Genomic DNA, 20,866 nt, shown 5'->3' on the forward strand with positions numbered 1-20,866 from the left:
AACCAAGTTGCCCGCTTTTGTATTCTTGTAATATTTTAAGTTTGAAATCTAAACTATAACTTTTATTCATAATTAAACACCCCAAAAGTTGAATTTTGTAGGTTCAACTTTTGGGGTGCAGTACAATTGTGCTTCAACCTTTTTTATTAGGTTTGAAAAAATATTATACAAATGATTGTCTATATATATCATAAAGTAGTATTATGGATATTATTAATGTCTAAAATCTGGAATACTATCGTTTGTAAGTTGATGTGGCATCATTATCGATTCAATAACTTTAGAAATGATAGAAAGGAAGAGTTTATGAATTCATATACGATAAAAAAAGTCCTCAACAATAACGTATTAATTTGTGAACATGACAATGCTGAAGTGGTTGTGATTGGTAAAGGTTTAGGGTTTAAAATGAAACCAGGAATGACAATAGATCAACCTGAAACTATAGAAAAAGTTTTTGTATTACAAAATAAATCTGATCAAGACCATTACAAGATGCTGATTGAGCAAACTGATGAGCATATTTTAAGAGTTGTCATTGATTCTGTACAATTAATATTGTCTTACTTTGATTTGAGTAATAAATCATCATTTATTGTTTCTCTAACAGATCATATTATTTTTGCTTTAAAGCGATTAAAGCAGAATCAATTAATTTCCAATCCCTTTTTAAGCGAGACAAAGTATAGTTACCCTGAGGCTTATCAAATTGCAAAAAGAGTAGTGGCACGAATTAATCTTGAATTAAATGTTACATTTCCTGAAGATGAGGTGGGGTTTATTGCGTTGCATATCGCTTCTCAAATTGATGATATACAAATTCAAGATACACAAAAAGCAGCTCAATTAATACAAAATATTATTAAACTTATCGAGAATGATTTAAGTGTTACAGTGTCCACACAATCTATTCAGTATCAACGTTTTGTGAGACATATCCACTTTCTTTTGCATCGTTTAAGAAAAAATGAGCATTCTTCAATCGATTTGAATTTTGAAACTTTATTAAAAGCACAATATCCACTGTGTTACAATATAGCAATTAAAGCGAGTCGAATGATTCAATCTCAAATTGGCTTTTCATTGTATGGTGCAGAAATCGCATATCTCACGCTACACATGTATCAGTTATCACTCAGTTCAAAAAAAGATGAATAACGTTTAAAAAAAGAAATCTAGGTTAATTATGAAATTAAACTATATTTTATTTAGGATAAAAGGTTGGTGATTTTATTGGAAGATAATAAGATGGATACTCAAACTAAAGCCAAAAATTTAGATATACGTGAAAGTCGTTTTATGAAATTTTTTGGTGGTAAAGATTTAATTTTTGCGTTATGTGTTTTTATTTTAATTGGTATTGTGATTTTCATATTTGATCGGGTTTCTTACATTTTTCAGCCGTTTATTATTATATTTAATACCATTGCGGCACCTATAATTATTGCTTTGATTCTATATTATTTATTTAATCCGATTATAAATATTATGGAGCGTTACAATATTAGAAGAGTTTGGGGAATCTTAATTCTATTTTTGCTTATTATTGGATTGATTACGTTAGTTGTTAATTTATTAATTCCTGTTGTAACGGTACAATTTCAACATCTCTTACATAATTTTCCTAAGTATTTGAATCGCGTAACGAGCTTTTTTAATCGTATTACACATGTGCCATTTTTAGCAGATTATTACACTCAGGTTGAAAATTCTATACGTGGGTTACAAGATAAGTTGCCTTCCTTTGCAGATACCTTTAGTTCTAAATTAAGAGTATTTGCTGAGACGTTGGTTAACATTACTGTTGTAGTTATTACAGTGCCTTTTGTGTTATTTTTTATGCTAAAAGATGGATATCGTTTTAAAGAAGCAACAATTAAAGTAACACCACCTAAGTTTCGTAGAGATGTTCATGATTTACTAGATAGAATGAGTGAACAAGTAGGGTCTTATATTCAAGGTCAAATTATCGTATCTTTTTGTATAGGTATTTTATTACTCATTGGTTATTCAATAATTGGGTTAGAATATGCCTTGATTTTAGCTAGCATTGCTGCTGTTACAAGTGTAGTACCTTATCTTGGGCCTACGATTGCGATTTCACCAGCGATTATCATTGCGTTAACTACATCGCCATTTATGGTAATCAAATTGATTATTGTTTGGACGCTCGTTCAATTTATTGAAGGTCATTTTATTTCACCTAATGTAATGGGGAAAACCCTTCGCATCCATCCACTTACGATTATCTTCGTATTATTAAGCGCAGGGAATTTACTTGGGGTGATTGGTGTAATACTTGGTATACCAGCTTACGCTATTTTGAAGGTATTAGTCTCTCATCTCTTTATGTTGTTTAAAAGACGATATAATAAATTTTACTCAGATGAATACGGGTCATATGAAGTGACAGATAACAATCCTAATACTAAAGTTATGTAAAGCGTTATACTAATAGCGAGACATTTTATAAAGGTAGATTAAAAAGCAACGTGAATGATATCGCGTTGCTTTTTTATGAGGATTTATGCTAAATGATCCTAATGATTTGAGTGTTTTTGATTTAATTTCATTTGTTCAGCATAGTCTTGACGTTCTCTTTCTTGTTGTTCAAATCGTTCTGGATTTTTTTTATAAAAATCTTGGTGATGTTCCTCGGCTTCAAAAAATTGTGAAGCGGGTAAAATTTTAGTTGCGACACCTTTATCGTGATAAATTGTATTTTCAAGAGACTGTATATAGTCTTCAGCGACTTGCTTTTGTTCATCATTTGTATAGAAAATAGCTGTGCGATATTGGCTACCTCGATCTTGGTATTGACCTTCTGCATCAGTAGGGTCTATGACTGAAAAGAAAATCTCTAATAATTTTTGATATGAAAATAACGCAACATCATATTCTATTTCAACCGTTTCGTAATGGCCCGTTTTACCAGATTTAACCGCTTCATATGTCGGATTATCGACATGACCACCCATATATCCTGAAATGACGCCCTCAATGCCGTCGAATTGATCGAATGGTTTGGTCATACACCAAAAACATCCCCCTGCAAAATATGCTTTATTGATATTCATCAGAACACCCTTTCTCCTAAGACATTAGTCCTATTCTTTGAGTTATCACTTGATTTTCAAAAAAATTTTATATAATGTTAATATGTATTTATTATATTACATAGATACCCAATTTTGAAGATATAAGGTTGATAAGATGACAGAAAATAATTTTAAAACGAGAAGTAAAACTACAACACATAACACTATGAAACGCCGTAAAAAACGAAAATTACGTAAATTTCCTATAATAATTTTGATTGTTCTTCTATTAATAGGACTAACTGTAATATATAGTATTTCAAGTTACCAGTCTGGGTTAAAAGTTGCGAAAGAGAGTAACCAAGCTCCAAAGCTCTATAAATTTAATGGAGCTGTACATAATGATGGGAAGGCTACTGTACTCATTTTAGGTGCAGATAGAGAAGATGGTGGCGTATCTCGTACCGATTCTATCATGGTTGCGCAGTATGATTACATACATAAAGATATGAAGGTCATTTCTGTAATGCGTGATATATACGCTGATATTCCTGGGTATAATAGTTATAAAATTAATTCTGCTTTCTCGCTTGGTGGACCTGAACTATTAAGAAAAACGTTAAAGTCAAATTTAGGCATTGAACCTGAATACTATGCTATTTTAGACTTTAAAGGTTTTGAAGCAATGATTGATGAATTAGCCCCAGAAGGTGTACCTATCAATGTTGAAAAAGACATGTCTGAAAAAATAGGCGTATCCCTAAAAAAGGGAAATCATCGCTTAAATGGTAAAGAACTTTTAGGTTATGCACGTTTTAGAAACGATGAGGAAGGAGACTTTGGACGTGTTAGACGACAACAGCAAGTTATTTCAGCATTAAAACAAGAATTTGCAAGTCCTTCATCGATTTTTAAAGCACCTAAATTGGCTGGTATTATGCGAGGGTTTGTGAGCACAAATATGCCAGATTCTGCAATTTATCAAACAGGCTTAAACTTTTTAGTTCGTGGAGACAAAGATATTAAGACTTTAAGTGTGCCAGTAAAGGGCAGTTATGAAGATATTACTACAAATGACGGAGCATCTGCGTTAGGCATTGATAAAGAAGTGAACAAAAAGAAAATTCATGAATTTTTAAATACTAAGCAAAAAGATAAGCCGAATGTACAACAATAATAAGTATCAAATAAAGTAGTATTTGTTTGATGCGAATCATTAACCAACAAATGGAGGGTGTATTATGGGATTTGAAAATATTATAACGTCGTTAGGTATTAATGGCATGAAAGTATTTATAAGACTTGATCAAAAATCTTATCACGTTACAGATGAAATTACTGGAAGTGTGATTTTAAAAGCGGGTCAGAGTAGCCAAGAAGTGACGCATATCGCTTTAAGAGTGATTGAAAAATATGAAAATGATGATGAAACAAGTGAGTTTTCACATCTCGAAAATGATTTAGATCAATTTTTGATTGAAGATACATTTACAATCGAAGTTGATGAAGAAAAAACAATTCCTTTTAAGTTTAAGCCAGAAAACTTAAATTTTAAATCTAAAGAGAGTCATGTGTATTTAAATACGCATGTATATATTGACTTAGGCATAGATGAGGAAACAGAAGCGGTTATTCCGTATCATCGATAATGTTCAAGTATTAAGTAAGAGAGGTACTCATGTACTTCTCTTTTTTTGTGTAGCTAAAAGAACATATATTCTTAAAAAGAGTTGAAAACAGAACAGGTGTTCTATATAATAAAAGTACAACTTTTTGGGGGAGATTAGATGTATGATTATCATTTATTAGAAGATAGAGATATTTTATGTGTTGATCAAAAAAGTTTCTTTGCAAGTGTATCATGCATAGATAAAGGATTAGATCCAATGACTACAAAGCTTGCAGTGGTTGCTGATACAAAAAGACAAGGATCAGTTGTTCTTGCAGCAACACCACCTTTAAAAGCAATCGGTATTAAAACAGGATCTCGATTATTTGAAATACCACATCGTAATGATATTTATATTATTAATCCAAGTATGCGCAGATATTTAGAAGTATCATTGAAAATTTCAGAAATTACATTACGTTATGTGCCACCAGAAGACCTTCACCAATACAGTATTGATGAGTTTTTTATTGATGTGACGCATACATATTACCGTTTTAATACAACATTGCATTCTTTTTGTGAACGCTTGAATAAAGAGATATTAGAAGAGACGGGAATACGATGTGCAATTGGAATAGGGTCTAATATGTTGCTGAGCAAGGTTGCACTAGATATTGAAGCTAAACATCAGCCTAATTTGATTGCAGAGTGGCGTTATAAGGATGTACCGACTAAAGTTTGGCCTATTCAGCCACTATCTAAATTTTGGGGAATTAATCGTAAAACCGAGCAAAAATTGAATCGACGAGGAATTTTTAGTATTGGACAACTTGCTAAGTACCCCCATTACTTATTAAAAAGAGATTTTGGTATTATTGGTGTTGATTTACATTTACATGCAAATGGTATTGATCATAGTCGAATTAATGAACATTATCAAACACATACACCTTCTCTTTCTAAAAGTCAAATTCTAATGCGTGACTATACATACAAGGATTGTAAGGTAGTTATGCAAGAATTAATTGAAGATGTAACGAGTCGTTTAAGGGAAAAGGAACAGCTTGCTAAAACAATTGCATTTACGTTTGGTTATAAAGACGGTACAACAGTAAGTAAGCAATACACTTTAGACAGTGGGACGAATTTGGATAAAGATGTGTTTAATGTCATCGAACGATGGGCGGATAAGCTGTGTGATCATCATGCACTTTATCGGACGTTAAGCGTATCGTTATCACAATTCACATCAGAAGATCAGCATCAACTTAATCTATTTGTTGATGAATATCAACGTCAACGCGAGGAAGCACTTGCGAAAACTATTGACACGTTGAAAAGAAGATACGGAAAAGGGATTGTGTCAAAAGCGATTTCTTATACTGAAGCGGGAACGAAGCATGGACGTTTAGGACTTATGGCAGGGCATAAAATGTAATTTCAGAGTTCATCATGGGAGAAGATAGGGACATTAAGTTGAGACTGAGAATGTGAGTTGATAATGTCCCGTCCTAAGATAAATACTATGGGAGATACGTATTGAAGTCAGAGAGTGCTACAATTGCTTTTTCGCGATCTGAAGCGGATTTAAAACTAATCACTAAAGCACCATAGATATCTTCACGAATTTCTAAAATTTTTAAATTACTAATTGAAATACGGTGATTACTAAGGATTGTGGTAATTGTTGAAATCATACCCGCTTCATCAGGAATATCTACATATAAATCAAATGTACTTAATACAGCACCTTGACGATTCATAGGTAAATCATCACGATAGTCTTTAGCCTCTTTAAATAAGTTGAAAACCTGAGAATGTTGATCTGATTCTAAAGCATCAATTGTTAGCGCGATTTGCTGTTGTAGTTCTTCTAATACGTTAATAATATGCGTTTTATTTTCAAATGAGATATCTTTCCACATATCCGGACTGCTACTAGCGATACGTGTAATATCTCGAAAGCCACCAGCAGATAATGTTTTAATCAACGCGTTATGATTATTATGTTTTGCATTCAATTGAACGAGATGAGAAGCTAGAATATGTGGTACATGACTAACGATACTTGTAATGAAATCATGTTCATCTGCTGTTAAATTAATAAATTTAGCCTGAGTACAACTTAATAATTGTAATATTCTTTCGTAGGCAGGGCGATTTTCAGGTAATTGATACACTAAAATATAATAGGCATTTTCAAATAAGTGTTTTTTTGAGTTAAGCACGCCTGACTTATGACTCCCCGCCATAGGGTGACCACCAATTAAATGGATATTGTGATCTAGAAGAGCGGATTCAAATTTTTGTATCGATAATTTAGTACTTCCAGTGTCGGTAATAATAACACCTGGTTTAGTTTTTAATGTATGAATGTTTTCTAAATACTTAATAGTCGTTTGGACCGGTGTTGCGTAAATAATAATATCTGCATCTACAACACCATCTTCATAGTTTTGGATAGCCTTATCTATAATTCCGATAGAGCCCGCACGTTCTAACTGATTAGGGTTTGCATCAAATGCGGCAATTGTAACATCTTTATGATAATACTTTAAGTTACTTGCAAGACTACCGCCTATCAAACCTAAACCGACAATAAAAATATTTTGCATAATACCATCACCAATTATTTTAATTTTCAGATATATTAACATTTTAAAGCGGTAAAATGCAAGTGCTAAAGTACAAATATTGAAAACAAACAAGCTAAAATACTCTTGAACTTTTTAACTATAAATAAATACATACAATACTATAAATGTGATATAATCGACTATCATCATATTGGCTTAATTAAAATGAATACGTTAAAATATAATAGGGTATACAAAGCTATTACATGTAAAGATATAACAATGAAGTAGGAGTAATAAATATGAAATTTACAAATTTGACTACAGCTGAATTTGGTGCATTTACAGACCAAATGCCATATAGTCATTTCACTCAAATGATTGGAAACTATGAGTTGAAAGTTTCTGAAGGTACAGAAACACACTTAGTAGGGATTAAAGATAAAGATAATAATGTACTTGCAGCGTGTTTATTAACAGCTGTTCCAGTAATGAAAGTATTTAAATACTTTTATTCTAATCGTGGACCGGTTATTGATTTTGAAAATAAGGAACTTGTACATTTCTTTTTTAATGAATTAGCAAAATACATAAAAAAATATAATGCATTATATTTACGTATTGATCCTTATTTACCTTTACAAAAGCGCAATCATGACGGAGAGATTATTGAAACATATGATAATGAATGGGTTTTTGATAAATTTAAAGCGTTAGGCTACGAACATGAAGGATTTACAATCGGTTTCGACCCAGTACGTCAAATTAGATTTCATTCGGTATTAGACTTAAAAGATAAAACAGCTAAAGATGTTTTGAATCAGATGGACAGTTTAAGAAAGCGTAACACTAAAAAAGTTCGAAAAAATGGCGTTAAGGTTCGTTTCTTAGGTGAAGATGAGCTTTATATTTTCCGTCAATTTATGCAAGATACAACAGAAACTAAAGATTTTGTCGATAGAGAAGACGATTTTTATTATAATCGTTTGAAATATTATAAAGATCGCGTACTTGTACCACTTGCGTATATCAACTTTCCAGAATATATTGAAGAGCTAAATTCAGAAGGGCAACAGTTGCAAAAAGAAATTGATAAAGCAGAAAAAGACATTGAGAAACGTCCAGATAATAAAAAAGCACATAATAAAAAACAAAATTTAACACAACAATTAGAAGCGAACCATGAAAAAGTACGTGAAGCACAACAACTACAAGAAAAGCATGGTGATGAATTGCCTATATCTGCAGGTTTCTTTATTATCAATCCTTTTGAAGTTGTATATTATGCTGGTGGCACAGCAAATGAATTCCGTCATTTTGCAGGAAGTTATGCTATTCAATGGGAAATGATTCAATACGCCATTGATCATAAGATACCGAGATATAATTTTTATGGTGTAAGTGGAGATTTTTCAGAAAACGCAGAGGATGCAGGCGTCATCAAGTTTAAAAAAGGATACAATGCAGATGTTATTGAGTATGTCGGTGACTTTGTAAAGCCAATTAATAAACCAGCTTACACCGTTTATTCAATATTAAAACAACTGAAGAAGCGTTTTAACTAAGCAAAGAAAGGGATTTAATGCTATGAAATTTACAGAATTAACAGTGGAAGAGTACGAGCAATTTGTACAAAATCCTAATTTAGAAAGTCATTATTTTCAGGTTAAAGAGAATATAGCTACGCGTGAAGCTGATGACTTCAAAGTTGTTTTATTAGGGGTTAAAGATGAAAACAATCAAGTCATAGCAGCAAGTTTATTCTCAAAAATACCGACAATGGGAAGCTACGTTTATTATTCTAATCGTGGCCCAGTGATGGATTATACAGACTTAGGATTAGTAGACTTTTTCTTAAAATCATTAACAGCATATTTACAAAAAAATAAATGTCTTTATGTGAAAATGGATCCTTATTGGATTTATCGAGTATATGATAAAGATATCAACCCAATTACAAATGAACCTAATGATCAACTCGTTCAATTATTTAAATCACATGGCTACGAACATCATGGATTCACTACAAAATATGATACATCGAGTCAAGTAAGATGGATGGGTGTGTTAGATCTAAAAGATGAAACACCTCAAACATTAAAGAAAAAATTTGATAGCCAACGTAAACGCAATGTTAATAAAGCACAAAACTTTGGAGTCAAAGTGAAGTTTTTAGAAGAGAATGAAATTGATCAATTTTTAGATTTATATCGTGAAACAGAAGAAAGAACAGGTTTCACTTCGAAAACTGATGAATACTTCAAAAACTTTATCAAACATTACAAGTCTAAAGTGTTAATTCCATTAGCGTATATTGATTTAGATGAGTATGTTAAAACATTACAAGATGGTCTAAATGACAAAGAAAATAGACGAGATCAAATGATGTCAAAAGAGCAGAAATCAGATAAACAATTAAAGAAAATTGCAGAACTAGACAAGCAAATTGAACATGATCAAAAAGAGTTGTTAAAAGCAAGTGAATTACGTAAAACAGATGGGGCTATTTTAAACTTAGCTTCTGGTGTATTCTTTACAAATGCTTATGAAATGAATTATTTCTCTGGAGGATCTAGTGAGAAATATAATCATTTTATGGGACCTTATGCGATGCATTGGTTCATGATTAATTACTGTTTTGAACATGGATATCAAAGATATAACTTCTACGGTTTATCAGGAGATTTTACTGAAGACAGCGAAGATTACGGTGTATATCGATTTAAGCGCGGATTCAACGTTCAAATAGAGGAATTGATTGGAGATTTTTATAAGCCAATCAATAAAGTGAAGTATTTCCTATTTAATACGCTTAATAAAGTAAGAAGTAAAATAAAATAGTAAATTACAACAACAGACGCACTAAAAATGCGTCTGTTTTATATAGAATAATAGAAACCATATTTATGTTATGTAAACTATAAAAGAGTTATAATAAATTCATATATACAAAGGGGATGTTGTATGATGGATGCAGCAAAGTGTTATATTGATTCATTTGATCAAGAATTTAGAGTTTTCAAGGCTGCTAAGGCTGCTAATGTTAGACGTTATTGCTGTGATTGTTAGTAGATATAGGTATGATAATTGTAGATAAGCCTTATTAGTTAAATGTACTCAAATTTGATATATGATTAAATGTTAATATAAGGACTTTAATTATGTTATGTAAACTTAAAGTGTTAATATATGAATTATAAATACCAATAAGGGAATCTTTATTGCATATTAACTTCGTAATTATTTATTATCTATATTTAGAATTAATGGTATTTTTTATTTAAATCTGGTCTTTTTATGAATTCTGTATGATCTATAACAACATATACGTATGTGTTTAATACGTATATGTAAAAAGATTTCGTATTGGTACATATATGGTTAAATTAGTTTAATATACATGTGAATGTCATTGGAGCTCATACATTAAACATCTCAAATGATCATCATTTTAGTTTACATAATATATATTATAGGAAGTTATGTATAGCTCATCATTTCTTAATATACACACCTATTCTTATCTTTTGATATCAAAAAAGCCAGCTTTTAATTTAACTGGCTTTATGGTAATTAATATTCATCGTAGTCTCTATAGTACATACGATTTTTTTCTAGTTTTTTAAGACGTCGTTTTTTTCGCCAATTGCGAGTAAAAAACCATAGCAATCCGCTCAAAATAAGACTTAGTATAGCAACAAATGCTGCATAACCTAATAATGGTTCATACGTGATGTTGTAAAAGTTCGGCAATATGAATGCTAATATACCTAATATGATAAAACTTAGAATAGCTGTGCTAAACCATTTATTAAGTAATAAGCTAGAAAACACAGTGAATAGTATCATTATTATAATTGAGTAAATTAAATAATGAGGCAGATCTAAAATAGACAAAATACCGCTCCTTAATAACTTATAGAGTTTAATTTAGGTTACATCTAATATGTTTCAATTATTTTAACATAAAATCAATTTTATTTAGTGTTTTTAATACCGTATTGTATAATAGTGATTAATAGATTAAAAGGAGGATTATGATGACACAGAAACTGCCATATCGATCAGAAGTTATAGAGAATGAAACATGGGATTTATCGCACTTATTCCCTACTTCTGAGTCGTTTGAAAAATCAGTAAAACACTTACTTGAGCAATCTCAATCTTTTCGTACTCAATATCTAAATAAATTGCTAGATGTATCAACGATTGAATCTGCATTGGATGATCTTAATCAATTGCTAATTGAATTAGATCGTGGTGCTAATTATGCTGAAATGCAACTCAGTGTCGATACTACAGATTCAGAACGTCAACGCTTGGAAGCATTTTTTACATCTCATTATGGTAAAATTCTAAGCCAGTTTGCTTTTTTAGAAACAGAACTATTAGCACTTGATGAAAATGTTTTAAAAGATGCAATTGATCAATCTAAATACGCTTATTATTTAACACGTTTACATAATCGAAAAAAATATCAATTAGATGCAACTTCTGAGGAATTACTAGCGAATTTATCAGAAGCACTGAACTCCCCTAGTCATATTTATGGAATTACTAAAATGTTAGATATTGATTTTGGTCAATTTGAAGTTGACGGGAAATTATATGACATGGATTATACAACATTTGAAGGTATTTATGAAGACCATGAAAACACTTCACTGCGTCGAGAGAGTTTTAAACATTTTAGTGACACGATTCGTCGTTATCAACATACAACTGCAGCACTTTATAATAGACATGTCCAAAATGAGAAAATAGAGGCAAATTTAAGAGGATACGACTCAGTTTTTGACTTTTTACTTGAGGAGCAAGATGTTACCTCTGATATGTATCACAGACAAATCGATGTTATCATGTCAGATCTTGCGCCAATTATGCGACGCTATGCTAAAGTTATTCAGCGTACCAATCACTTAGATGAGATGAGATTTGAAGATTTAAAAATATCAGTAGATCCTACTTATGAACCTCAAATATCTATTGAAGAATCTAAATCTTATATTTATGGTGCACTGGGTGTTTTAGGTCAAGATTATTTAGATATGGTTCAAAAAGCTTATGATGAAAGATGGATAGACTTTCCTCAAAATAAAGGTAAAGATACAGGGGCTTATTGTGCTAGCCCTTACGCTTCACATAGCTATATTTTTATTTCTTGGACAGGTAAGATGACTGAAACATTTGTATTAGCTCATGAACTTGGTCATGCGGGACACTTTAATTTAGCACAAAGAAATCAAAATTTCTTACAATCTGAAGCATCAATGTATTTCGTTGAAGCGCCTTCAACAATGAATGAAATGTTGATGTTAGATTACTTATTAAAACAAAGTGAAGATCCTAAATTCAAACGTTGGGCTATTGGTTCTATTATCGCACGAACATATTATCACAATATGGTTACACACCTTTTAGAAGCAGCATATCAGCGTGAAGTGTATCGTCTTGTTGATAAAGGTGAAACGCTAACTGCTCCTATTTTAAACCAGATTAAAAAAGAAGTGATTACTAACTTTTGGGGTGAAGATATTACTATCACAGAAGGTGCAGAATTAACATGGATGCGCCAGCCTCACTATTACATGGGACTCTATTCGTATACGTATTCAGCAGGATTAACAATAGGAACGATAATGGCGCATCGTATTCAAAAAGAAGGAAAACCAGCAGTTGAAGCGTGGTTAGAGACATTAAAAGCTGGAGGGAGCGTATCACCATTAGAACTGGCGAATAAAGCTGGTATTGATATTTCGACGGATCAACCTTTAAAAGAAACAATTGCTTTTATCGAGTCACTTGTTTCGGAATTAGAACAACTTACGCAACACATCGAAAAAAATAATTAAAAATTAAAACACAAGAAGTTGATGGACTACTTTTCAACTTCTTGTGTTTGTTTTTAGTAAGACTTACTTAACGCGAGACCAACCTTTTTTAGTCAGCGTGATTTTACCCGTTTCAATATTTATAATGCGTTTTTTGTAAAGATGACCAATTGCACGTTTAAATGCACCTTTACTCATGTTAAAGACTTCTTTAATTGCCTCAGGGCTTGATTTATCCCAAAAAGGTAATTCTCCATCGTACTCGACAAGCAAATTAAAGATGGTTTCGCCATCATCATCTAAACGCTCATGCGCAAATGGTAAGAAAGAGCCATTTAACTCCCCTTTTTCATTAAACCCAATAATACGCACTTCTACGGCTTCCCCTAAACGAGGTTCAGTTTTTCGTTCTGATTCATGTACGAAGATTTTATAGCCGTCTTCTGACAACAAGAATGTACCCACTTTTAGTAAACGATAAGGACGTGCTTTGATCATTTCATTTTGTAAGTGATCGTCATGTACAGGTGTAAACATATTGTGAACTGTTGTTTCAGATGCTAATCGTGCAAACATTTGACGTTCCCTATCAATCCGTAAAGTACATAAAACATAATCCCCTTTTTGAGGCCATAATGATTTAATTTTTGGTAAATCTTCCCAAGGGATAAGCACTTCTCTAGGAAGTCCAATATCTAAACGAGCGCCGTCACGATCCGTACTTAAAACACGTACAAAGTCATAACGACCTACGATAATGTCAGGCATATTTTGAGTTGCGAACAAATCACCTGAGCGGTTAGGATAAATAAAGAAACTGTACGACTCCCCTATTTCAAGGTCATCTTCTTCATCGACCTCTGATTGATTAAGTTTTACAACTTCTTGATTGGGACCTCTTAAAATATAAGTTGACCCTTCTAGTGCAACAACTTCTAAAAATTCGATAGTCCCTACAATTTCGTTTTCTTTAAAAGACATAATGTACTCCTCATAGTTTAAGTTACTTCCTATTATAGCATGATGTTATAGTGTAAGCATTAAAGATAATAAAGAACGTCGAAAGTCGTCATGTTATATGATATAATGCATCCATTAAGATATAAACGATAAAGGAGAAAATTCATGTTACAAGTTACAGATGTTAGTTTGCGTTTTGGCGACCGTAAATTATTTGAAGATGTAAATATTAAATTTACACCCGGTAATTGCTATGGTTTAATTGGCGCAAATGGAGCTGGAAAATCTACATTTTTAAAAATATTATCTGGAGAGATTGATTCTCAAACTGGACATGTATCACTCGGTAAAGATGAGCGTCTAGCAGTATTAAAGCAGGATCACTTTGCATATGAAGATGAACGTGTTCTAGATGTTGTTATTAAAGGACATGAGCGATTATTTGAAGTGATGAAAGAAAAAGATGAAATCTATATGAAGCCTGATTTCAGTGATGAGGATGGTATTCGTGCGGCTGAACTTGAAGGCGAATTTGCTGAAATGAATGGATGGAATGCGGAATCTGATGCTGCGACGCTACTGTCGGGCTTAGGTATTGATACAGATCTTCACGACAAAAAAATGGCTGAATTAGAAAATAACCAAAAAGTTAAAGTATTACTAGCTCAAAGTTTATTTGGCGATCCAGATGTTTTATTACTGGATGAGCCTACTAACGGTCTTGATATTCAAGCTATCAGTTGGTTAGAAGACTTTTTAATCCATTTTGAGAATACTGTAATTGTTGTATCACATGATCGACATTTCTTAAATAACGTGTGTACGCATATTGCCGATTTAGATTTTGGTAAAATTAAAATTTATGTCGGGAATTATGATTTCTGGTATCAATCTAGTCAACTCGCTCAAAAAATGGCTCAAGAACAAAATAAGAAAAAAGAAGAAAAAATTAAGGAATTACAAGAGTTTATTGCGCGTTTCTCTGCGAACGCATCAAAATCTAAACAAGCTACAAGTCGTAAGAAACAACTTGAGAAGATAGAGCTTGACGATATTCAACCATCTTCAAGACGTTATCCTTACGTTAAATTTACGCCAGAACGAGAAATTGGAAATGATTTATTATTTGTCAATAACCTCACTAAAACGATTGATGGCGAGAAAGTACTCGATAACCTATCTTTTACAATGAATCCAAACGATAAAGCTGTTTTAATTGGACAAAGTGAAATTGCTAAAACAACGTTACTTAAAATCTTAGCTGGAGAAATGGAACCTGATAGTGGTTCTGTTAAATGGGGAGTCACTACTTCGCGATCATACTTCCCTAAAGATAACTCTGAGTACTTTGATAATGTAGATTTAAATTTAGTTGATTGGTTACGTCAATATGCACCTGAAGATGAACAAACAGAAACATTTTTACGTGGCTTCTTAGGTCGCATGCTATTTAGTGGAGAAGAAGTTAAGAAAAAAGCAAACGTACTTTCTGGTGGCGAAAAAGTCAGATGTATGTTAAGTAAAATGATGTTATCAAGTGCTAATGTCTTATTATTAGATGAGCCGACAAATCATCTTGACTTAGAAAGTATTACATCAGTCAATGAAGGTTTAAAAGCATTTAAAGGGTCTATTATCTTTACATCACATGACTTTGAATTTATTAATACTATCGCTAATCGAGTTATTGATTTAGATGTTGAAGGCGGCTTATCTAAAGAAATTCCTTATGAAACCTATTTAGAGGAAAAAGGTGTATTAAAAGCTCAAGCTTAATCCTTCACCTTATATTAGGGGCAAGATTAATACTTTTTTATTGGTCTTGCCCTTTTATTTCTGATAACAAAAGATTCTAATTTATGATTAAAAAACGTTACTAATTGTCAGTAAATTTCTAAATTTTCTAGTTTCATGTTTACATTATGTGCGATTCTATGTATAATGTAATTCATAAACAAATTGAATATGTTGATGAGGCGCATCAATCATAATTAAGTAAATTCATTTGTCTGCAAACAGAATTTACTGAAAGGGTGAGATGCCGAAATGAATAGTAGTTGCAGTGACTATTCATTGGACTCTAGGGTTAAGAGCTAAGAGTCTGTCATTATTTCAAAATAATGGAGTGCATCACTTGTAAACGGTTGAACAAGTTCGCACTCGAACTTGTTTTTTTATTATCCAAGAAAATAAAAAAGCAAGTATTAAAAAGAATATTTTCAGAATCATAAAAATATATCAACTTTTTAGAAGATGGAGTGAATGATTATGGTAAAATTGGCGATTGTTGGAGCAACAGGTTTAGTAGGAACAAAAATTTTAGAAACAATTGATCGCAAAAACATTCAATTTGATGAACTAGTACTTTTTTCATCTAAACGTTCTGCTGGTCAACAAGTTTCTTTTCAGAATAAAGTCTATACAGTACAAGAATTAACAGAAGAAGCAGCTTCTGAAAAGTTTGATTATGTATTAATGAGTGCTGGTGGTGCTACAAGTGCTCAATTTGCACCTATTTTTGAAGAACACGGTGCAATCGTAGTAGATAATTCAAGTCAATGGAGAATGTCAGAAGATATTGACTTGATTGTTCCTGAAGTGAACACACCTACTTTTAATAGAGGGATTATAGCGAATCCTAACTGCTCAACGATACAATCAGTTATTCCATTGAAAGTATTGGAAGAGCAATTTGGATTGAAACGTGTTGCTTATACTACTTATCAAGCTGTATCAGGTTCTGGTATGCAAGGTAAAAAAGATCTTGAAGATGGTGCTAAAGGCGAAGCACCTAAAGCCTACCCTCACCCTATTTATAATAATGTATTACCACATATTGATGTATTTCAAGAAGATGGTTATACAAAAGAAGAGCATAAAATGATTGATGAGACTCGAAAAATTTTAAACTCTCCTGAATTAAAAGTAACGGCAACTTGTGTTCGAGTACCGGTGCAAGATAGTCACAGTGTTCATATAAGTGTAACTCTAGAAAAGCCAGCAACAGTTGAATCACTGCAACAATTATTCGAACAAGATAATCGTGTAGTATTAGTAGATCAACCACAACAAAATGAATATCCTCTTGCAATCCATTCTACAGGTAAAGATGAAGTATTTGTTGGACGTATTCGAAGAGATGACACACTAGAAAATACATTTCACATTTGGGTCACATCTGACAACCTCTTGAAAGGTGCAGCATTGAATACAGTTCAAATATTAGAACAAGTATTAGAATTGAAAGGAGCATAAAAATGGCACATCTATTTGAGGGAACTGGAGTAGCATTGATAACACCTTTTGTTGAAAACGAGGTGGATTATGATGCAATACGTAGACAAGTTGATTTTTTAATCGAACAAAACATTCAATCATTGGTTGTTAATGGGACTACTGCCGAAAATCCTACTTTAACAAATGATGAAAAAGACCAAGTTTTAAAAACAGTCATCGATGCAAACCAATCAAGAGTTCCTGTTATTGTTGGAACAGGTACAAATAATACTCAACAATCTATAGAAGCATCTCTAAGAGCAAAAGAACTAGGTGCTGATGCAATTATGTTAATCACACCATATTATTTGAAAACAAGTCAACGTGGATTAATTCAACATTTTGAAACAATAGCAAATCAAACGAAACTCCCTGTTGTATTGTATAATGTGCCGTCACGTACAAACTCTACAATTGAGCCAGAAACAATTCAAACATTGAGTAAAAATGAATATATCGTTGCTTTAAAAGACGCAACAAATGATTTTGAGTACTTAAAAGAAATTCAGTCACTTGTTGATACAGATAGCTTTGCACTGTATAGTGGGAATGATGATAATATTACAACTTATTACGATAAAGGCGGTCATGGTGTCATTTCAGTAGTTGCTAATGTTATTCCGCAAGCAATGCAAGATATTTATACCGATAGTAACGAAAGAGCATCACGCTTTAAACCTATAGAAGCGCTTCTAGATGCCATGAGTGTAGATATTAACCCTATTCCTATTAAATATTTGGCAGCATTAGAAGGATTTGGTAATTATGAAGTACGTCTACCACTTGTACCACTCAATCAGTCTGAGCAAACTGAACTAAAACATGCATATAATCAATTTAAAGAAGGTGCACAAGAATGAATATAGTATTAATTGGTTATGGTGCAATGAACCAACGCGTCGCTCGTCTTGCTGAACAAGAAGGTCACAAGATTGTTGGTGTCATCGTAAAAGATCAAAATCAATCCTTACCCTACCCTATCTATCAAAAAATCAGTGAAATTCAAGATGCTGATGTTGCAATAGACTTTTCACACCCAGATTTACTCTTACCACTATTAGAAGACGATTTTAAATTACCTTTAGTCATTGCTACTACGGGTAAGAAAGAAGAAATCACTCAAAAGTTGCGTTCATTAAGCGCTGACATGCCTGTTTTCTTTAGTGCGAATATGAGCTACGGTGTGCATGTTTTAACTAAATTACTTGAGTTAGCAGTGCCTTTATTAAAAGATTATGATATTGAATTAACAGAAGCACATCACAATCAAAAAGTAGATGCACCAAGTGGAACATTGGTAAAATTATATGATGTTATTACTGAGTTGCGTGAAAATATGTATGCAAACTACAATAGAAGTGAGCAAGAAACTAAAAGAAATTCAAATGAAATTGGTATTCATGCTTTACGAGGTGGTACTATTGTAGGAGAACATGATGTACTATTTGCTGGTGTTGATGAAACGATAACGTTATCTCATAAAGCACAGTCTAAAGATATCTTTGCAAATGGTGCATTAGGCGCGGCTAAACAATTAATTGAGCGTCAACCAGGGTATTATACATTTGACAATTTATAAAAGGAGCGATTTATTGTTATGGTTAAAAGTTTTACGGCTGAAGAGATTATTCAATATATTAGTGATGCAAAAAAATCAACACCATTAAAAGTTTATGTTAATGGTGAATTCAGTGAAGTTCAGTTCCCAAGTTCTTTTAACGTATTTGGTTCTGAAAACTCGAAAATTATTTTCTGTGAAGCATCTGAATGGAAAACTTTTTATGAAGAAAATCAAATGCTCATTGAAGATTTGGAAATTGAAATGGATAGACGTAATTCAGCAATTCCTCTAAAAGATCTTATTAATACAAATGCACGAATTGAACCAGGAGCATTTATTCGTGAACATGCAACAATTGGTGATGGTGCTGTAGTTATGATGGGTGCTACTATTAATATTGGTGCTGTAGTTGGCGAAGGAACAATGATTGATATGAACGCAACATTAGGTGGACGTGCAACTACTGGAAAAAATGTACATGTTGGTGCTGGAGCAGTATTAGCGGGCGTTATCGAGCCACCTAGTGCACAACCAGTCGTGATTGAAGATGATGTTCTTATTGGCGCAAATGCTGTTATTCTTGAAGGGGTGCGCGTTGGAAAAGGTGCAATTGTTGCTGCTGGTGCAATCGTAACACAAGATGTACCAGCAGGTGTAGTTGTAGCTGGTACACCTGCTAAAGTGATTAAACAAACAAGTGACGTAGAAAATTCTAAAAGAGATATTGTAGCGGCACTTAGAAATCTTGATCAATCTTAATATATAAATAGGATTAGGTAGGAGAAGTTTGATATTATAAAAGATACTTACTTTCTCTCTACCTAATTCTTTAATTTATACATATTATTAATGAGGTGAATACATTGAGTGAACTAGAGTTTGTAACAACACATAGACGTCATTTACATCAAAACCCAGAGTTAAGTTTAGAAGAATATGAAACGACAAACTATATTAAAAAGTTTTTAGATGATCTTAACATTCCATACGAAACACCTTTAGATACTGGAGTAGTGGCCTATTTAGAAGGAAAATCGGAACACACCCTCGCCTTTCGTGCAGATATTGATGCATTACCTATCGAAGAAGAGAATGATGTCGACTACCATAGTCAAGTCAAAGGTAAAATGCATGCATGCGGACATGACGGTCATACAACAGCGTTAATGCTCTTTGTTAAAAGATGTAAAGCATTACAAGAACAAGGTCAACTTCCTCATAATGTAGTATTGATATTTCAACCTGCTGAGGAATCTGGAGGCGGTGCAAATTTATTAATAAAATCTGGCATTTTTGATTCCTATAAAATAGAGGCAATCTATGGTGTCCATGTTATGCCTTTTGAAGAAGAAGGTATTTATATTGTAAAAGACAATGAGATTACAGCAAGTGCTACTGAATATAGATTTTACTTAGAAGGTACTTCCAGTCATGTGGCTAACAAAGAACAAGGTCATGCAGCAAGTCAAGGTTTACAACATGTTTTAACGCAATTATCACAAATTCAACAATATCATTTAAATGGTCTAAAATATAACATTGTCCATATTGGAAGATTCCACGCTGGTGAGGCAATCAATACTGTTCCAACTCAAGGTTATTTAGAAGGTACAATTCGTACATATGATTTGGGAGATTTGAAAGTTATTAAATCACAAATGGAAAAAATTGCACATAGTGTTGAACAATTATTCAATGTTAAATGTCGTGTTGAATTTGCGGAAGGTTATCCCCCTACTGTTAATGATCCTAAACTAAAGAAATATGTGATCAATAGTATTGAACATAATCAAAAGAAAGTGAAAGAACAGTCGCTTCCTTACCTTTTTGGTGAAGACTTCAGTTTTTATAGACAAATTGCCCCATCTTACTTTGTATTTGTAGGTGTTAGAAATACGGATAAGCAATTTGTGACAGGATTGCATACGCCAACGCTTAATTTTGATGAAAAAATACTAGTGGATATTGCAGATTATTATGAACAACTACTTTTCAATTATAATGAGGTGTAA

The 20,866-nt window shown here is 32.5% G+C and carries 18 protein-coding genes and 1 riboswitch; of the genes, 14 read left to right on the top strand and 4 right to left on the bottom strand.

Annotated elements, in window-relative coordinates:
* The first annotated feature begins 306 nt into the window (after window positions 1-306).
* Window positions 307-1,158, top strand: coding sequence for a glucose PTS transporter transcription antiterminator GlcT (gene glcT, locus HHH54_RS07380; RefSeq protein ID WP_198618206.1), 852 nt, complete (start codon window positions 307-309; stop codon window positions 1,156-1,158).
* Between the two features lie 90 nt (window positions 1,159-1,248).
* Window positions 1,249-2,442: an AI-2E family transporter gene (locus tag HHH54_RS07385; RefSeq protein WP_198618207.1), complete on the top strand. Its 1,194-nt coding sequence runs from the start codon at window positions 1,249-1,251 to the stop codon at window positions 2,440-2,442.
* Window positions 2,443-2,540: 98 nt separating this feature from the next.
* On the opposite strand, the gene msrA is transcribed toward HHH54_RS07385, so the two are convergent.
* Window positions 2,541-3,077 carry a peptide-methionine (S)-S-oxide reductase MsrA gene (gene msrA, locus HHH54_RS07390; RefSeq protein ID WP_198618208.1) on the bottom strand — a complete coding sequence of 179 codons (537 nt, stop codon included), beginning with the start codon at window positions 3,075-3,077 and terminating at the stop codon, window positions 2,541-2,543.
* Between the two features lie 136 nt (window positions 3,078-3,213).
* Between msrA and HHH54_RS07395 the strand changes: the two genes are divergently transcribed.
* The 3 genes from HHH54_RS07395 to HHH54_RS07405 all read left to right on the top strand — a co-directional run bounded on the left by HHH54_RS07395 (window position 3,214) and on the right by HHH54_RS07405 (window position 6,088).
* The gene (locus HHH54_RS07395) at window positions 3,214-4,215 is read left to right on the top strand and encodes an LCP family protein (RefSeq protein WP_198618209.1); all 1,002 of its coding nucleotides are present in this window, start codon (window positions 3,214-3,216) and stop codon (window positions 4,213-4,215) included.
* A 64-nt stretch (window positions 4,216-4,279) separates the two neighbouring features.
* Entirely contained in the window at window positions 4,280-4,687 is a 408-nt protein-coding gene (locus HHH54_RS07400) for a sporulation protein (protein WP_198618210.1), read from the top strand.
* A 138-nt stretch (window positions 4,688-4,825) separates the two neighbouring features.
* Entirely contained in the window at window positions 4,826-6,088 is a 1,263-nt protein-coding gene (locus tag HHH54_RS07405) for a Y-family DNA polymerase (protein WP_198618211.1), read from the top strand.
* An 85-nt stretch (window positions 6,089-6,173) separates the two neighbouring features.
* On the opposite strand, the gene HHH54_RS07410 is transcribed toward HHH54_RS07405, so the two are convergent.
* Complete coding sequence (locus HHH54_RS07410; protein ID WP_198618212.1) at window positions 6,174-7,265, bottom strand: prephenate dehydrogenase; 1,092 nt, start codon at window positions 7,263-7,265, stop codon at window positions 6,174-6,176.
* Between the two features lie 263 nt (window positions 7,266-7,528).
* On the opposite strand from HHH54_RS07410, the gene HHH54_RS07415 reads away from it, so the two are divergent.
* Window positions 7,529-8,791: an aminoacyltransferase gene (locus HHH54_RS07415; RefSeq protein WP_198618213.1), complete on the top strand. Its 1,263-nt coding sequence runs from the start codon at window positions 7,529-7,531 to the stop codon at window positions 8,789-8,791.
* 22 nt (window positions 8,792-8,813) lie between these two features.
* Window positions 8,814-10,067, top strand: coding sequence for an aminoacyltransferase (locus tag HHH54_RS07420; protein WP_198618214.1), 1,254 nt, complete (start codon window positions 8,814-8,816; stop codon window positions 10,065-10,067).
* 732 nt (window positions 10,068-10,799) lie between these two features.
* On the opposite strand, the gene HHH54_RS11315 is transcribed toward HHH54_RS07420, so the two are convergent.
* The gene (locus tag HHH54_RS11315; protein ID WP_232796284.1) at window positions 10,800-11,123 is read right to left on the bottom strand and encodes a hypothetical protein; all 324 of its coding nucleotides are present in this window, start codon (window positions 11,121-11,123) and stop codon (window positions 10,800-10,802) included.
* A 143-nt stretch (window positions 11,124-11,266) separates the two neighbouring features.
* Between HHH54_RS11315 and pepF the strand changes: the two genes are divergently transcribed.
* Window positions 11,267-13,078 (top strand): oligoendopeptidase F, encoded by a 1,812-nt coding sequence (gene pepF / locus HHH54_RS07425; RefSeq protein WP_198618215.1) that lies wholly within the window; start codon window positions 11,267-11,269, stop codon window positions 13,076-13,078.
* A gap of 63 nt (window positions 13,079-13,141) precedes the next feature.
* Here the strand turns inward: pepF and HHH54_RS07430 are convergent, their stop codons facing one another.
* Window positions 13,142-14,038, bottom strand: a complete 897-nt coding sequence (locus tag HHH54_RS07430) for a CvfB family protein (RefSeq protein WP_198618216.1) — start codon at window positions 14,036-14,038, stop codon at window positions 13,142-13,144.
* Between the two features lie 144 nt (window positions 14,039-14,182).
* On the opposite strand from HHH54_RS07430, the gene HHH54_RS07435 reads away from it, so the two are divergent.
* From HHH54_RS07435 to HHH54_RS07460, 6 genes are all read left to right on the top strand, one after another.
* A complete protein-coding gene (locus tag HHH54_RS07435; protein ID WP_198618217.1) occupies window positions 14,183-15,793 on the top strand; it encodes an ABC-F family ATP-binding cassette domain-containing protein in 1,611 nt (536 codons plus the stop codon).
* 187 nt (window positions 15,794-15,980) lie between these two features.
* A riboswitch (Lysine riboswitch) is annotated at window positions 15,981-16,156 on the top strand.
* A 129-nt stretch (window positions 16,157-16,285) separates the two neighbouring features.
* A complete protein-coding gene (locus tag HHH54_RS07440; protein ID WP_198618218.1) occupies window positions 16,286-17,272 on the top strand; it encodes an aspartate-semialdehyde dehydrogenase in 987 nt (328 codons plus the stop codon).
* A 2-nt stretch (window positions 17,273-17,274) separates the two neighbouring features.
* Complete coding sequence (dapA, locus tag HHH54_RS07445) at window positions 17,275-18,153, top strand: 4-hydroxy-tetrahydrodipicolinate synthase (protein ID WP_198618219.1); 879 nt, start codon at window positions 17,275-17,277, stop codon at window positions 18,151-18,153.
* Window positions 18,150-18,872, top strand: a complete 723-nt coding sequence (gene dapB, locus HHH54_RS07450; protein ID WP_198618220.1) for a 4-hydroxy-tetrahydrodipicolinate reductase — start codon at window positions 18,150-18,152, stop codon at window positions 18,870-18,872. Before dapA ends, dapB begins: the two co-directional genes overlap by 4 nt.
* 18 nt (window positions 18,873-18,890) lie before the next feature.
* On the top strand, window positions 18,891-19,613 hold the full coding sequence (gene dapD / locus HHH54_RS07455; protein WP_198618221.1) for a 2,3,4,5-tetrahydropyridine-2,6-dicarboxylate N-acetyltransferase: 723 nt from the start codon (window positions 18,891-18,893) through the stop codon (window positions 19,611-19,613).
* 104 nt (window positions 19,614-19,717) lie between these two features.
* Window positions 19,718-20,866, top strand: coding sequence for a M20 metallopeptidase family protein (locus tag HHH54_RS07460; RefSeq protein ID WP_198618222.1), 1,149 nt, complete (start codon window positions 19,718-19,720; stop codon window positions 20,864-20,866).

The sequence above is a fragment of the Staphylococcus canis genome, assembly GCF_016238445.1.
Taxonomy (GTDB): Bacteria; Bacillota; Bacilli; order Staphylococcales; family Staphylococcaceae; genus Staphylococcus; species Staphylococcus canis.